Source organism: Mesorhizobium comanense (assembly GCF_005503535.1).
GTDB classification, from domain to species: Bacteria; Pseudomonadota; Alphaproteobacteria; order Rhizobiales; family Rhizobiaceae; genus Mesorhizobium; species Mesorhizobium comanense.
In genome coordinates this window covers 16,195-29,532 of record NZ_SCNN01000022.1, presented here as the reverse complement: position 1 = coordinate 29,532, position 13,338 = coordinate 16,195, and the positions used below count along the sequence as shown (strand labels likewise).

Here is a 13,338-nt window from a genome sequence, read left to right as displayed (position 1 = left end):
TCGCGACAGCGATACGGGCCTGTTCGACAAGCAATGGCGGCCTCAGTTGGTCGTCGGCGTCAAGGATGTCGCCGGGGCAGGCGGGCTGACCGGCTGCGTCGGCTCGAGGGATATGCCTGTCGGGTCGCTGGGTACCGTCAGGGGTGCCATCCCCGCCGGCGCATGGACCTCGTGGATCGTCGATGTCGGAATGTCGTTGAGGAGATCGCTGGCGCCTGGTGTCAAGGTTGGGCTGATGCTGTGACCCAGCGGATCGTTCATGACAGTCGGTGGGGTTATGCGCCGGGCATCGGCCGCCGATACGGCGGCAAGCAGGATGGCAATGGCGGCAACAATTCGCTTCATGGAAGCCTCCTATGGTCAGAGGCGCTCGGCGTTGGTTCTGGGGCGCGGGGCGTCGGATGCCTGAAAACGGCCTCGGCGCGGTCGCGGTTTCATCACGCAGTATCAGGAAATCGCGATCTGCTCAGGCCTTGTAGACCACTTGGCGGACGTCGATGTAGCTGGCGCGGAATCCGGCTTCGCAATAATGCAGGTAGAACTCCCAGAGCTTCTTGAAACGGTCGTCGAAACCGAGCGGTACGATCTTCTCCCATGATCCCCAGAAGCGCTGGCGCCACTCGGCGAGCGTTCGGGCATAATCCTCGGGGAAAACGCGTTCGCGCAGATGCGCGAGGCCATGGTCCTTGCCGAGCGTCTTCAGGATCGAAGGCGTCGGCAACATGCCCCCCGGAAAGACGTAACGCTGGATGAAATCGGGCCGGGCGCGGTAGGTGTCGTAAGCCGCTTCGTTGATGGTGATGATCTGCAGGCCCGCCGTGCCGCCGGGTCTCAGGCAGGACTTCATCTTGGAGAAGAACACCGGCCAGTATTTCTCGCCGACGGCCTCGAACATCTCGATCGAAGCAATACGGTCGTAGGTTCCCGTTTCGTCGCGATAATCCTGCAGTTTGATATCGACCTTGTCGGCAAGTCCGGCCTTGGCGATACGAGCTTTGGCGAAGTCGTGCTGTTCGCGGCTGATCGTCAGCCCGGTTACGCGGCAGCCGATTTCGCGCGCCGCGAATTCGGCGAATCCACCCCAGCCGCAGCCGATCTCCAGCACGTGGTCCTTGCTGCCGATATCGGTATCCCTGGCCAGCGCCCGGTACTTGGCGGCCTGGGCGCTTTCCAGATCATTGGCGCCGTTTGCGTAGAGCGCCGAGGAATAGGTCATGGAGGGATCGAGCCATTCTTTATAAAAGGCATTGCCCAGATCGTAGTGGGCCGAGATGTTGCGCTTCGAACCGGAGCGCGTGTTTTCGTTGAACCAGTGGCGGATGCGCTGGACCGCGCCGATCAGCCAGCTTGCCCCACCGGCAACCTTCTCGCCGAGTGCCGAGTTGACCACGAACAGCTCGAGGAAACTGGTTACGTCGGGGCTGTCCCAATCGCCGTCCATATAGGATTCGGCAACGCCGATCGTGCCGCCGGAAAAGGCACGGCCCGGCAGGCGCCAGTTCTTCAGCACCAGTTCGGCGTCGGGGCCCGGCGCCTTCCCGCCGACGAGCACCGCGCGCCCGTCCGGCATCCGGACCTTGAGGGAGCCGCGGGGAAGGTTCATCGCCGCCGACAGGACCATGCGCGCCTTGGCCGGCAGGCCCTTGACGATTTCGGCGAAGTTGAACTCATCGAGTTTCACCGCGTCGCCCGGCGTCATCCCCGAATGTTCCTTGTGAACCATGTCGTGCCCCTGGATTTCCACGATTTCGGCGCCAATTGCCTGGCCGTGGTTCTCTCGGATCATTCTCCGGGTTCGAACGCCGCCCCCCGATCCCGGTAACTGACGGGCTCGGGAAGTGGAGGGCTCGAACGAAAGCGCGCGCCCTTCAACCAGAGCTTCAGCGCTTCCCAGTGAATACCCGCGACGATCTTCCACGTCATGAAGGGAAACTTCAAGAGACAAGCCGCAAGCCGGGCTGTGCCAAGCTTCTGGTTTTTGCCGGCAAAAGTCGCCGACAGCAGCGGTTCACCGTTTTCGGTCTCGTGGATGCGCAGACGCACCACCTTTCCGGGCGGCAGGATATGGAAATGGTAACGCGTCCCCATGTCGATAAATGGCGAGACGTGAAACATCTTGGTTCTTGTCTGGCGCACGCCGGCCGGACCGAGATCGCCGGCTTCTATCGGCGCGACATAGGTATGCCGTTGGCCGAACGTGTTGCGCACGGCGTAGATCATGGCGATCAAGGTTCCGGCCTCGGCGTAGCAGAAATAGACCGAGATCGGATTGAAGACGTAGCCAAGGATGCGAGGGTAGGCGAGCAGCAGGATACGCGTCGCCGGCTCGCTTAACCCGGCGTCCGCAAGCAGCCGGTCGGCGAAGGCGCGCAGCGTTTCGCCTTCGCGCTCGACGTGGTCGCTCTCGTGGAACGAGGTCAGGCCTGGCCGGTTCACCTTCAGCAGCCATGTCATCCCGCCCACCTCGTTCAGCCTGTCGATGTCGACCAACAGCGAAAAGACAGAATAGACGAACCGGTGGCCGAAAGGCTTCAGCCGCGCGTGCATGACTTGGCCGGGGTAGAGCGCTCCGGCCGCTTGCGGCGGGGCTCCGTTTTCCGACATTGTCGAGATGCGCCGTTTGGACATTGTTGCGTCCACCTATTCCGCCGCCAAGGCGGGCTCCGGCATTTCGATGGAAATGTCGCGCCACGGTACTTTCGCGCCGAGCGCAATTGCCGCGTCCAGCCCGGAGCGCAGCCCGTCCTCGTGAAAGCCATGTCCCGTCCAGGCTCCGGCGAAGTAGACGCCGCGCGTGCCCTGGATGTCGTGGAGGCGTGCCTGCGCCGAAAGGGCGCGGGCGTCGTATTGCGGATGGTCGAACATCCATTCGCCGAACACCATATCCTCACGCGGTTCGATCACCGGATTGAGCGAGACAAACAGCGGCTTGTTTTCGTCGATGCCTTGCAGCCGGTTCATCCAGTAGGTGACGGAGACCTCAGGCTCGTCGCGATCGCAGGCGCAGCGCAGGTAGTTCCAGGCCGCCCATGCGGCACGGCGCTTCGGCATCAGCCTTGCATCGCGGTGCAAGACGACACGGTTCGGCCGGTACGGGATGGCGGAGAGGATGGTTTCCTCGACGCTGGTGGCGTCGCCCAGCATGGCGAGCGCCTGGTTGCTGTGCGCCGCGACGATCACATTGTCGAAGCGGTCCGGCGGCTGGTCGCCCGCCCATACCGTAACGCCAAAGGCGTCACGCACCAGAGTCTTGACCGGCGATTCGAGCTTGACGCGCCCGCCGAGCGGCGCCAGGAGCTTGTCCAGGTAGTTACGAGAGCCGCCGCTGACCGTGCGCCATGTCGGACGTTCGGCGTGGATGAGCCGATGATTCTCGAAGAAAGAGATGAAACTCGCCGCGGGGTAGTCGAGCATGCTTGCCCTTGGCGTCGACCAGATCGCCGCCGCCATCGGCATCAGATAATTGTCGCGAAAGGCGGCTGAATACTTCTTCCTTTCCAGATAGCGGCCGATGGTCGTATGGGTGAGCGAACCGCTGTCGCGATCGGCCACGCACTCCTTGTTGAAGCGCAGGATTTCGCGCAGCATCCAAAGGAAGCCCGGGGAGAAGACGTTGCGCTTCTGGGCAAATATCGTGCGCAGCGTCGAGCCGCACCATTCGAGCCTGCCTCCGTCGAGGGACAGCGAAAATCCCATGTCGCTCTCATGCGTGTCGACGCCGAGATGCGAAAACAGGGCCGAGAGGTTCGGATAAGCGAGTTCGTTATAGACGATGAAGCCGGTGTCGACGGAGAGGGGGGTGCCGTCATAATCGATGTCCACGGTGGCGGTGTGGCCGCCGGGGCGTGCGGATGCCTCGAACAAGGTGACATCGGCAACGGTGTGAAGCGCCCAGGCCGCCGCGGCCCCGGAAATTCCCGACCCGATGATCGCTATTTTCTTCCTGCCGCCGTCTCCGCCGCGGTTTATAGGCACGATATTCATCTGGTCCCCTTGCATCGACTTTGTTTGCTTGAGAGGCGCGCTGAGGCGCCAAGGCATGGTCAATGAAAGGTACGGTGCAACTGACGCCGAGTTTCATCGCTGAAGCAGCTCGGCGTCTGCGCGGTCTCGAAACAATTGCGGGGATTCTGAGCCCGGGAGGCATGATGACCTCTATGGTCACCGCCGCGCATGTGCGATAGCTTTAGCCATGCGTTATGTAATCGTCATTGCCGCCATCGCGTTCTTCCTGATCTGGGACGGCCTTTACAATCAGGGCCGCTATCTCGACATTTCGGTCAAGGAGCTCTCCCATGTCGTGCGCTATGTCACCGGCAAGGCCTAGCTAGCTTCGAAAAGCATCGGCGGTCGCGTCCTTGCGACCGCGAGGTGGCGCGTCGCAAGGACGCGCGTCGTCATGAGTGGTTGACGCCACCGGACCGCCGTCACAAAAGACCCGGCATCAGATCGAGGAGGCGGAAATTTGATCCGGCATATCGTTTTCTTCAGCGCGCGGCGCAAGGAGGACATGGAGGCGGTGCGCACCGGACTGCTGGCGCTCGGCGACATTCCCCATTCCAGTCTTTTCGAGGTTACCTTCAACACCAAGGTCGACCCGCTCGGCAACGAAATCGACGTCGTTGTCTATGCGGAGTTTGCCGATGACGCCGCGCTGGCCGCCTACAAGGCCCATCCGCTCTATGCGCAGACCACCAGCAAGGTCAAACCGTTGCGTGAACTGCGTTATTCCGCCGACGTCGTGGCCGGAAGCTGATCCAGGGCCTGCGCCAGGAGGTGTCTTTTGCGGCGCCCGGTGAAATAGCCTGGAAACACATGCAGGCCACCGGGCAGGTTGTCGGCCCGGCGCCAGGCTTTCAATTCAGCCAGCGCGACGCTGAAATGGCCTTGCGCCAATGCCTTCAATGCGCCGCGCACCGTCAGATAGCTGAGGATCGACGCGTAGCCGGCCGATCGATAATCGGGGCAGCGAGCCACGAAGTCGTCCAGCCCCTTGATGTAACCGGCATGGGTGCGCGAGATCGAATTCGCCGATCGGTACTTCAGGACATCGGTGGCGGTGCCGAAGGCTATGCGGTGCTGCCGCGCCAGGCGCAGCAGGAGTTCCCTGTCCTGATGGCGACGAAGGTCCGGATCGTAGCCGCCGACTGCCTCGAACGCCGCCCGGCGAACGGTGACGGTCGAATTGGTCAACGGAATGCAGTGGCAGAGCAGCAACTGCCGTAACGTTTCCTCATCGGGCTCGACCCGCGGCAGCCGATGGATGCGCTCGCCGCTGGGGGAGATGTCGCTGAATCCGTCTATGGTGCAGGCGATTTCAGGGTTTTCCTCGAAGAAGGAGACAAGCCGGTCGATCCGCCCGGGTCGGAAGGCGTCATCAGAATCAAGGAAGGCGATCAGCGGCGCACGCGACAACGCCGCGCCCTCATTGCGGGCCGTGTTGGCTCCGGCCGGCGCAGGCAAACGGCGCCATTTCAGGCGCGGATCGTCGATAGAGGCCAGGTAGCTTTCGGTGCCATCCGCCGATCCGTCGTCTATAACCACCACTTCGATATCTGTCCGGGACACGCAAAATATGGATGCCAGCGTGCGCGGCAAGCTTTCGCGGCGGTTCCTGGCGGGGACCACGACGGCCAGCCGGGGCGTGTCGAGAACGCCGTCTGGCTCCGGAAGTGTCGCAGGCAGGACTGTCACAGGCAAAACTCGTACATGGTGGAGCGGGTGCAGCCGAACCGGCTCTTGAAGGGCTCATCGCCAATGGTGAAATCGAAGGTCTTGCCCCCGTCGGTGGCCCAGGCCGCCATCACGCAGTCAAGCGCCAGCAGGCCCGGAGAATAGCGCGCATGGGCGCCATAGTCGCAGGCCAGAAGAATGTATCGGAAACAGTCGCCGTCGACCAAGCCGAAGACCAGGGCGACCGTGCGGTCCTCGGAAGCGAGACGATAGGTTCGCGCGAGGCCTGAATGCGCGCCGTTCACGGCGACGTCGATGTAGAATTCGAGGCCATGCTCTGTCTGCAGCGGATCGTCCGGAAACCGCCCGGAACGGAAATCGCGCGCCGCGATCATGGCCTGGCGCACATCATTGGGCTCGACCAGCCGCAGCTTCAGTTCGCCGGCCTCGGCAAGCCTGCGTGCCTTGCGGTCGAGATCTGCCGCGCGTCGATTGCCAAGGTTGGCTTTGCGCCATTCGGCATAAGGAAACGCGTAGCGCACGGCATGGGCACCGAAGTCTAGCTCGGATGGCCCGATGCCCAGCAGCGCACGCCATTGACTGAGGTGAGCGCGATGGACAGGGCCGATTCTCAGGGCGCAATAGAGGCCAAGTACATCGCGAAAATGCCGCCTGGTCGATGCATTGATTTTCACGCCCTTAGCAATGACAGGGCAAACGTAGTCGGTGACGCCGAGAAAGGCGTATTCGATCGACTGCGTTTGACTGCCGCTCTCGCGCCGGACGAGCGGCACCACAAGCCGAAGCTCGCCGGCAGTGTCCCGGCCAGTAATAACCAAAGGTTCCGCATCATGTGCCGGAGCGATGTTGCGATAGAAGGCCGTGAGCCAGTTAGGGTGTTGGAATGCCGATGCCGGTGCGCGGGCGTAGAGCCGCCGATATTCCTCGGAGCCGAAATCGAAGTGATCGGTCGCCTCGATCAGCATCGGCCGATCGGAAATGAAAGGTTCAGCCGCGGCGAGATCAAGCACGTTTCAGCCCCGTGAAAAGTCTTCTGAACGCTTGCTGCGGGAGGAGTGCGGGATCGTCGAGGCCGATGCGGGCGCCTGCCGGCACATCCACCGCCCGCAAGGCGGCGTATAGCCTGTCTTCCGATAGTTTTTGGGTCGCAACGCGTTCGGGATGGGTCTGCTGATAGATCGTGCTGTGGGAGCCATGTGCCGGATTGGTGTTGATCTCGAATATCTGGGGACGGCCGTCGACCAGCGAGAAATCGGCCCGTCCATAGTCGATGCCGGCAAGGTCGAAGGCCCGGCGCAGCACTTCTTCGTAGATATTGCCTTCGACGAAACGGCGTTCGGTTTCGAGGAATGCCGCGAACATCGGATGGGCGACAAGGCGCTGTGTGTCCTCCACGTCCTTGGCGGCCCAGCGGAAATCGACGGCGTTGTGGTGGGCGATCAGCCGATGGCCGACGCGATAGGTGGCAAAGCGCTGCCAGACGCCCGGGCTTACCTCCTGTCCGGCATACTCGATGACCAGCTTGCCGGCCAAGGGTATGCCGTTCGCTCTCATCCGGCTCAGTGCCGCATCGAGTGCCGCTTGGTCCGCAATCAACTCCAAGCCGGCGGAAACATGATCGAACTCGTTGCGGATGAAGACTGGAAACGAGTTCGGGCGCGGCTGGCTTTCACAACGCCAGGCCGAAAAACGATTGATCCCTGCCGCATTCAGGGCCTTCAGCAGATCATGGCGGCCAAGCACATGGGCGGGGTGGTTGAGCACGCGGGCTCCGCCGCGCTCAAGTCGATTGGCGACCCGGGCGGCCAGGGCGATCTCGAAGTTCGAAAGCCGCTCATGGTCGGTAAAAACCCAGGTACCGGAGCGCAGTTCCCTCTGCCGAAAGAGGCGCTCGTAGCTCCAATGTCGCGCATTGCCCAACTGGCGGACCAGATGGCGAACGGTATGGCCATGGCTGCGCGTGGTGACGAAGTTGATCAAGCGCTGTCCGGCGAGCCGCCGTCCTCCTGCCACGTCGGCGCGCCGGCCGGTCGCCGTGATCCTTTCGCGGCGAGAACTGAAGCATACAGGGCAAGGTTCAGCGCTACCGCGGAATCCACCGAAAAGTCCGCCGCGCGTCGGCGCCCTCGCGCGACAAGCCGTTCCCGCTCCTGACGGTCGGCAATCAATCGCAGTACACGGTCGGCGAGTTCGTCCTGGCGCCCCGGCCGTACGAGTTCCAGTGCTTCGGGACAGCCGGCGACGTCGCCAACACCCCCTACGGCATAGGCGACCACCGGCACGCCTGCCGCCATCGCCTCCAGAAGGACGCTGCCAAACACTTCTCGTCGGGAAGGCAGGACCATCGCGTCGGACAAGGCGAACGCCTTCTTGACCTCGTCGGGCGAGACGAAGCCGGTGATGGCCCACGAGCCCGGCCGGGAAATCGCGGCGAGGGCCGCCTCGAGTTTGCGGCGGTCGGGACCATCTCCGCAGATCAGGAGAAAGACGCCTTTCGCGGAGAAACGCTCGACCAGCGCGGGCAGATCCTGCCAACCCTTTTCGGCGCTGACGCGGCCGATGAAGCTGACGATTGGCCGGCCTTCGGGGATGCCGTGCTCGCCTCGGAAGGCCCGAAGCGCTTCAGGAGCGATCGGGCGCCGGAAAGCGCCGACGTCGACCGCGTCGGGGATGATCTCTACATCGGAGGCGTCGAGCCCCAGTTCCTCGGCCGTGGCCCGGCCGAATGTCCCGGTCAGTGCGACCACCCTGTCGGCGGACTTCAAAGCCATGCGCTCGACCCAGCGCGTTACGTCGTATGGCTTGCCCCTGAGACCGAACGCGCTCTGAAGACCAGACCACATCGGCGTATTCATCGAAACGACGAGCGGCATGTTCAGACTGTTGACGATGAGCGCGATGATCCTGCACCAGATCGAGTGGTTGAAATGAATGTGGACGATGTCATAGCTGCGGCGCGCTCGCAGAAGCTCGGGTATCGCCCCCACGAACCAACTGAAGCAAAGCATCGAGCCGGCCATGAATTCGGGCAACCAGAAACCCGTGCATTTGACCCGCGTTGTTGCCGACAATTGCATTCGTCTTGGGCTACCGGGAATGTAGCTGGTCAGGATAGTCTGGGTTGTGCCGACCTTGTCCATGCCTTGCGAGATCGTCCATGACTGGTTTTGCAGTCCTCCAACGGGATCGTAGGCCACGGGCCAACTGCCTGGTCGGTAGAAATGCGGCGTGATCCGCAAGATCCTGAGCATGCAGTCGCCCGTCATCCGTGGTTCCAGCCATGCAAGCAGGACAATAGTCGCGGCCGACATCGACTCGCGACGCCGTGACAATCGTCCAAGGCCGAACTCGGAACATCCCCCGTGCGGGGGATATTCTTACTTCAAATCCACAGGCGGCAGAAGAGAGTAACCGCAACTATTTCTGATCGCCGTTGCTGATGCCGGGCGGCGGCATTGCGATGGAGCCTTGAACCGGTCCGCGCAATGATGCACATCGCGTCACATGACACGAACAGCAACCGGAATTCATATGCGCAATCCTTTGGCGCTCGATCATCTGGTCCTGCCGACACAAAGCCTCGATCTGGCGCGAGACCGGCTTGCCTCTCTCGGCTTTGTCGTCGCTCCGACCGGCATCCATCCGTTCGGAACCGAGAATTGCTGTGTTTTCCTTGCCGACGGCACCTATCTCGAGCCGCTCGCGATCGGCGATGAACAGCGGGCGACGAAGGCTGTTGCCGAGGGCAATGTGTTTGTCGCGCGTGACCGGCTCTACCGCGAGAATCGCGGCGAGGATGGATTTTCCGCCGTGGTCCTGGCCACGGCCGATGCCGATCAGGACCATGGACGCTACGTGGCGGCGGGCCTGTCGGCGGGAGACATGCTGAGCTTTTCGCGCGCCTTCACCGACGCGACAGGCAAGAGCGATGTCGCTTCGTTCAAGCTCGCTTTCGCATCCGCCGACAAGGCAAGGGATGCCTTCCTCTTTGCCTGCCAGCGGATCAACGCGCCCGATGTCGACCGCTCGGCCTTGCAGGCCCATCCCAACGGCGCCACGGGAATTCTGGAGGTTGTGGCGCTCAGCAAAGCACCTGCCACACAGGATAGGTTTATTTCGGTGGCGGTTGGCGATCCGGCCGCCAACGAGCCAGGCGGCGTGTTCGACTTGCCCAATGCAAGGCTGAGTGTCGTTGACCCCGCATTGTTTGCCGAGCGCTTTGGTTTGGCGGCGGGTGCGCCGACGGACCTTCGCTTTGCCGCCGTGGTGTTCTCGGTCCGCGACGCCGATGCGGCGTCGCGGCTGCTTGCAGCCGCTTCGGTCGAGTACGATATAGCGGGCAATGACATCGTCGTGCCGCCGGCATCCGGACAGGGCGCGGCTTTTATTTTCCGGGAGACCCCATGAACAAGCCCTTGGCGCCCAATTCGTCCGTCACCGTCGGCAATGTCGTCTTCGACAACAAGGCGGCCCTGGCGCTGATTGCCGGTCCGTGCCAGTTCGAGTCACGCCAGCATGCCTTCGACATGGCGGGGGCGCTGAAGGAACTGACCGGCAAGCTCGGCATCGGTCTCGTCTACAAGACCAGCTACGACAAGGCCAACCGCACCTCGCTGTCGGCCACGCGCGGCGCCGGCATGGACGCCGCCCTTCCGGTTTTCGACCAGCTGCGCAAGGAATTCTCGCTTCCGGTGCTGACCGACGTCCACACCGAGGAGCAGTGCGCCATCGTCGCGCCGCATGTCGACGTGCTGCAGATCCCGGCCTTCCTGTCGCGCCAGACCGACATGCTGGTGGCCGCCGCGAGGACGGGCAAGGTGATCAATGTCAAGAAGGGGCAGTTCCTCGCGCCTTGGGACATGAAGAACGTGGTCGCTAAGATCACGGGTTCGGGTAACGCCAATGTCCTGACCACCGAGCGCGGCGCTTCCTTCGGCTACAATACGCTGGTATCCGACATGCGCGCCCTGCCGGTCATGGCCGATATCGGCGCGCCGGTTATCTTCGACGCCACGCATTCGGTTCAGCAGCCGGGCGGGCAGGGTGGTTCCTCCGGCGGCGAGCGTCGTTTTGTCGAAACGCTGGCCCGCGCGGCCGTTGCCGTCGGCGTCGCGGGCGTCTTCATCGAGACCCATCAGGATCCAGACAATTCGACCTCCTCAGACGGCCCGAACATGGTGCCGTTGAAGGACATGCCAGCGCTTTTGGAGAAGCTCATGGCTTTCGACCGGGTGGCAAAGGGCCGTTAAACGGCGGCATTCGACCGGTGCTTGTGGTCGTCGGGTGGCGGTTGTACGCTTGCCCGGCAAATGAGCGTTTCGGCAGGAGGAAGCCATGTCCGTTGCCCGCGTCACAGAAATCACCTCATCATCGAAAAAGAGTTTTCAGGAAGCTATCGAGAAGGGTATCGCCCGCGCGTCGAAAACCCTGAAGAACGTCGAAGGTGCCTGGATCCAGGATCAGAAGATCGTGGTCGAGGACGGCAAGATTTCAGCCTATCGCGTCAACATGAAGGTGACTTTCATCCTGGCGGAGTGACCTCGCGGCCGCTGAAAAAATCGGGAACTTTCGCCCCGCGCCTCATTGTCAAAGCAGAGTTCAACGACAATGAGGAGCGCATCATGACCACCCAGACAGGCCACACCGAAGCCATCGCTGCTTCGCGCGTGATCGGCACTTCGGTGTACAACACCGAGGGCAAGAGCATAGGCGGGATCGAGGACATCATGCTCGACAAGACGTCGAACGGCATCATGTTCGCGGTGATCGGCTTCGGCGGCTTTCTCGGCATAGGCGAGAAGTACCATGCCATTCCCTGGGCGAGCCTGGACTATGACGAGGACAAGGGCGGCTATGTCGTGCCCTTCTCTAAGGACCAGTTGCAGGCGGCTCCGGCCTACTCGATCAACGAACTGGCCGGTGCGGACAGCGAGAGCGCGCGCGATGCGTCTTACGAGTACTACAAGGTCACGCCTTACTGGCACTGACGCCGCATTCAAAAGGCCCCGCTTGGCGGGGCCTTTTCAATCAGGGCGATGATTGTTCACCGAAGTGAAGGGCGGGCAAGGACGCGCTGGCCTTCGGTGGTGACTGCTGGTTGTCGCATGACGTCAGGAAAGCCGCCGCGATCAGGAACAGACTGACGATACCGCTCAACTCGGACATGGCGAAACTCCTCCAGTTTCGCCCCTCGCGCCAGCAGCAATACCCCGAAATGCCTGTTGGGCGGCATGACTTATGATGACAGAAATTTGCGCTTCGTGACTCGGCGCGATGCCAATAAATGCCGCCGGCCCAATTGCCTTTTGCGTCGCTTTGGCTAAGACGGGCGCGACCTTCCTTCTGATCAATCGGGGACACCACAATGACCGCCATCATCGATATTGTCGGGCGTGAAATCCTGGACAGCCGTGGAAATCCGACCGTAGAGGTCGACGTCGTGCTCGAAGACGGCTCCATGGGCCGCGCCGCCGTGCCGTCCGGCGCGTCGACCGGCGCGCATGAAGCCGTCGAACTGCGCGACGGCGGCGCCCGCTATCTGGGCAAGGGCGTGCTCAAGGCCGTGGAAGCGGTGAACGGCGAGCTGTTCGAGGCGATCGGCGGCATGGAGGCCGAAAACCAGATCCATATCGACCAGACCATGATCGAGCTCGACGGTACGCCGAACAAGAGCCGGCTCGGCGCCAATGCCATCCTCGGCGTGTCCCTGGCTGTGGCGAAGGCCGCTGCCGATGCGGCTGGCTTGCCGCTCTACCGCTATGTCGGCGGTACCAAGGCGCATATCCTGCCGGTGCCGATGATGAACATCATCAATGGCGGCGCACATGCGGACAACCCTATCGATTTCCAGGAATTCATGATCCTGCCGGTCGGCGCGCCGACGTTGCGCGAAGGCGTGCGCTGGGGATCGGAAATCTTCCACACGCTGCGCAAGAAGCTGAAGGATGCCGGCCACAACACCAATGTCGGCGATGAGGGCGGCTTCGCGCCGAACCTGAAGAGCGCGCCGGTGGCGCTCGACTTCATCATGGAGTCTATCGAGAAGGCGGGTTTCAAGCCGGGCGAGGAGATCGCGCTCGGCCTCGATTGCGCCGCGACCGAATTCTTCAAGGACGGCAATTACGTCTATGAAGGCGAGAAGAAGACGCGCGATCCCAAGGCCCAGGCAAAATATCTTGCCAAGCTCGCCGCCGACTATCCGATCATCTCGATCGAGGACGGCCTGGCTGAGGATGACTGGGAAGGCTGGAAGTATCTCACCGACCTTATCGGTAAGAAAACCCAGCTCGTCGGCGACGACCTTTTCGTCACCAACACGGCGCGCCTGCGCGACGGCATTCGCATGGGCGTCGCCAATTCGATCCTGGTCAAGGTCAACCAGATCGGTTCTCTGACCGAGACGCTCGACGCCGTCGAGACCGCGCACAAGGCGGCCTACACCGCCGTCATGTCGCACCGCTCGGGCGAGACCGAGGATTCGACCATCGCCGACCTCGCCGTCGCCACCAATTGCGGGCAGATCAAGACCGGTTCGCTGTCGCGCTCCGACCGCATGGCCAAGTACAACCAGCTGATCCGCATCGAAGAAGAGCTCGGCAAGCAGGCGCGCTACGCCGGCAAGTCGGTGATCAAGGGCTGAGCCCT

The 13,338-nt window shown here is 62.3% G+C and carries 16 protein-coding genes; 7 read left to right on the top strand and 9 right to left on the bottom strand.

Annotation, left to right across the window (positions count from 1 at the left end):
* Window positions 1-42 precede the first annotated feature (42 nt).
* The 4 genes from FFS37_RS28020 to FFS37_RS28005 form a co-directional block, all read right to left on the bottom strand.
* Window positions 43-345: a hypothetical protein gene (locus FFS37_RS28020; protein WP_137934227.1), complete on the bottom strand. Its 303-nt coding sequence runs from the start codon at window positions 343-345 to the stop codon at window positions 43-45.
* A 121-nt stretch (window positions 346-466) separates the two neighbouring features.
* Window positions 467-1,723 (bottom strand): SAM-dependent methyltransferase, encoded by a 1,257-nt coding sequence (locus FFS37_RS28015; RefSeq protein ID WP_137934275.1) that lies wholly within the window; start codon window positions 1,721-1,723, stop codon window positions 467-469.
* Between the two features lie 59 nt (window positions 1,724-1,782).
* Entirely contained in the window at window positions 1,783-2,628 is an 846-nt protein-coding gene (locus tag FFS37_RS28010) for a DUF1365 domain-containing protein (protein WP_137934226.1), read from the bottom strand.
* Window positions 2,629-2,640: 12 nt separating this feature from the next.
* A complete protein-coding gene (locus FFS37_RS28005; protein WP_137934225.1) occupies window positions 2,641-3,984 on the bottom strand; it encodes an NAD(P)/FAD-dependent oxidoreductase in 1,344 nt (447 codons plus the stop codon).
* Between the two features lie 208 nt (window positions 3,985-4,192).
* Between FFS37_RS28005 and FFS37_RS36505 the strand changes: the two genes are divergently transcribed.
* A complete protein-coding gene (locus FFS37_RS36505; RefSeq protein ID WP_269750928.1) occupies window positions 4,193-4,327 on the top strand; it encodes a hypothetical protein in 135 nt (44 codons plus the stop codon).
* A gap of 138 nt (window positions 4,328-4,465) precedes the next feature.
* Window positions 4,466-4,756, top strand: a complete 291-nt coding sequence (locus FFS37_RS28000) for a Dabb family protein (protein ID WP_137934224.1) — start codon at window positions 4,466-4,468, stop codon at window positions 4,754-4,756.
* On the opposite strand, the gene FFS37_RS27995 is transcribed toward FFS37_RS28000, so the two are convergent.
* The 4 genes from FFS37_RS27995 to FFS37_RS27980 are packed head-to-tail and all read right to left on the bottom strand — an operon-like array spanning window position 4,726 to window position 8,945.
* A complete protein-coding gene (locus FFS37_RS27995) occupies window positions 4,726-5,694 on the bottom strand; it encodes a glycosyltransferase family 2 protein (RefSeq protein WP_269750927.1) in 969 nt (322 codons plus the stop codon). The two genes, FFS37_RS28000 and FFS37_RS27995, sit on opposite strands and share 31 nt — an antisense overlap.
* Window positions 5,691-6,659, bottom strand: a complete 969-nt coding sequence (locus tag FFS37_RS27990; RefSeq protein ID WP_171026454.1) for a GNAT family N-acetyltransferase — start codon at window positions 6,657-6,659, stop codon at window positions 5,691-5,693. Before FFS37_RS27990 ends, FFS37_RS27995 begins: the two co-directional genes overlap by 4 nt.
* A gap of 37 nt (window positions 6,660-6,696) precedes the next feature.
* The gene (locus FFS37_RS27985; RefSeq protein WP_137934221.1) at window positions 6,697-7,674 is read right to left on the bottom strand and encodes a hypothetical protein; all 978 of its coding nucleotides are present in this window, start codon (window positions 7,672-7,674) and stop codon (window positions 6,697-6,699) included.
* Window positions 7,671-8,945, bottom strand: a complete 1,275-nt coding sequence (locus tag FFS37_RS27980) for a glycosyltransferase family 4 protein (RefSeq protein ID WP_269750954.1) — start codon at window positions 8,943-8,945, stop codon at window positions 7,671-7,673. The genes FFS37_RS27985 and FFS37_RS27980 overlap by 4 nt, the downstream gene beginning before the upstream one ends.
* Window positions 8,946-9,225: 280 nt before the next feature.
* Between FFS37_RS27980 and FFS37_RS27975 the strand changes: the two genes are divergently transcribed.
* From FFS37_RS27975 to FFS37_RS27960, 4 genes are all read left to right on the top strand, one after another.
* Entirely contained in the window at window positions 9,226-10,101 is an 876-nt protein-coding gene (locus FFS37_RS27975) for a VOC family protein (RefSeq protein ID WP_232375791.1), read from the top strand.
* Window positions 10,098-10,943, top strand: coding sequence for a 3-deoxy-8-phosphooctulonate synthase (gene kdsA / locus FFS37_RS27970; protein ID WP_137934218.1), 846 nt, complete (start codon window positions 10,098-10,100; stop codon window positions 10,941-10,943). Before FFS37_RS27975 ends, kdsA begins: the two co-directional genes overlap by 4 nt.
* An 85-nt stretch (window positions 10,944-11,028) precedes the next feature.
* Window positions 11,029-11,232, top strand: coding sequence for a dodecin family protein (locus tag FFS37_RS27965; protein WP_137934217.1), 204 nt, complete (start codon window positions 11,029-11,031; stop codon window positions 11,230-11,232).
* Window positions 11,233-11,315: 83 nt separating this feature from the next.
* Window positions 11,316-11,681, top strand: a complete 366-nt coding sequence (locus tag FFS37_RS27960; RefSeq protein WP_137934216.1) for a PRC-barrel domain-containing protein — start codon at window positions 11,316-11,318, stop codon at window positions 11,679-11,681.
* Between the two features lie 40 nt (window positions 11,682-11,721).
* On the opposite strand, the gene FFS37_RS35860 is transcribed toward FFS37_RS27960, so the two are convergent.
* Window positions 11,722-11,859 (bottom strand): hypothetical protein, encoded by a 138-nt coding sequence (locus tag FFS37_RS35860; RefSeq protein ID WP_171026452.1) that lies wholly within the window; start codon window positions 11,857-11,859, stop codon window positions 11,722-11,724.
* A gap of 199 nt (window positions 11,860-12,058) precedes the next feature.
* On the opposite strand from FFS37_RS35860, the gene eno reads away from it, so the two are divergent.
* Window positions 12,059-13,333, top strand: coding sequence for a phosphopyruvate hydratase (gene eno / locus FFS37_RS27955; protein ID WP_137934215.1), 1,275 nt, complete (start codon window positions 12,059-12,061; stop codon window positions 13,331-13,333).
* Window positions 13,334-13,338 lie beyond the last annotated feature (5 nt).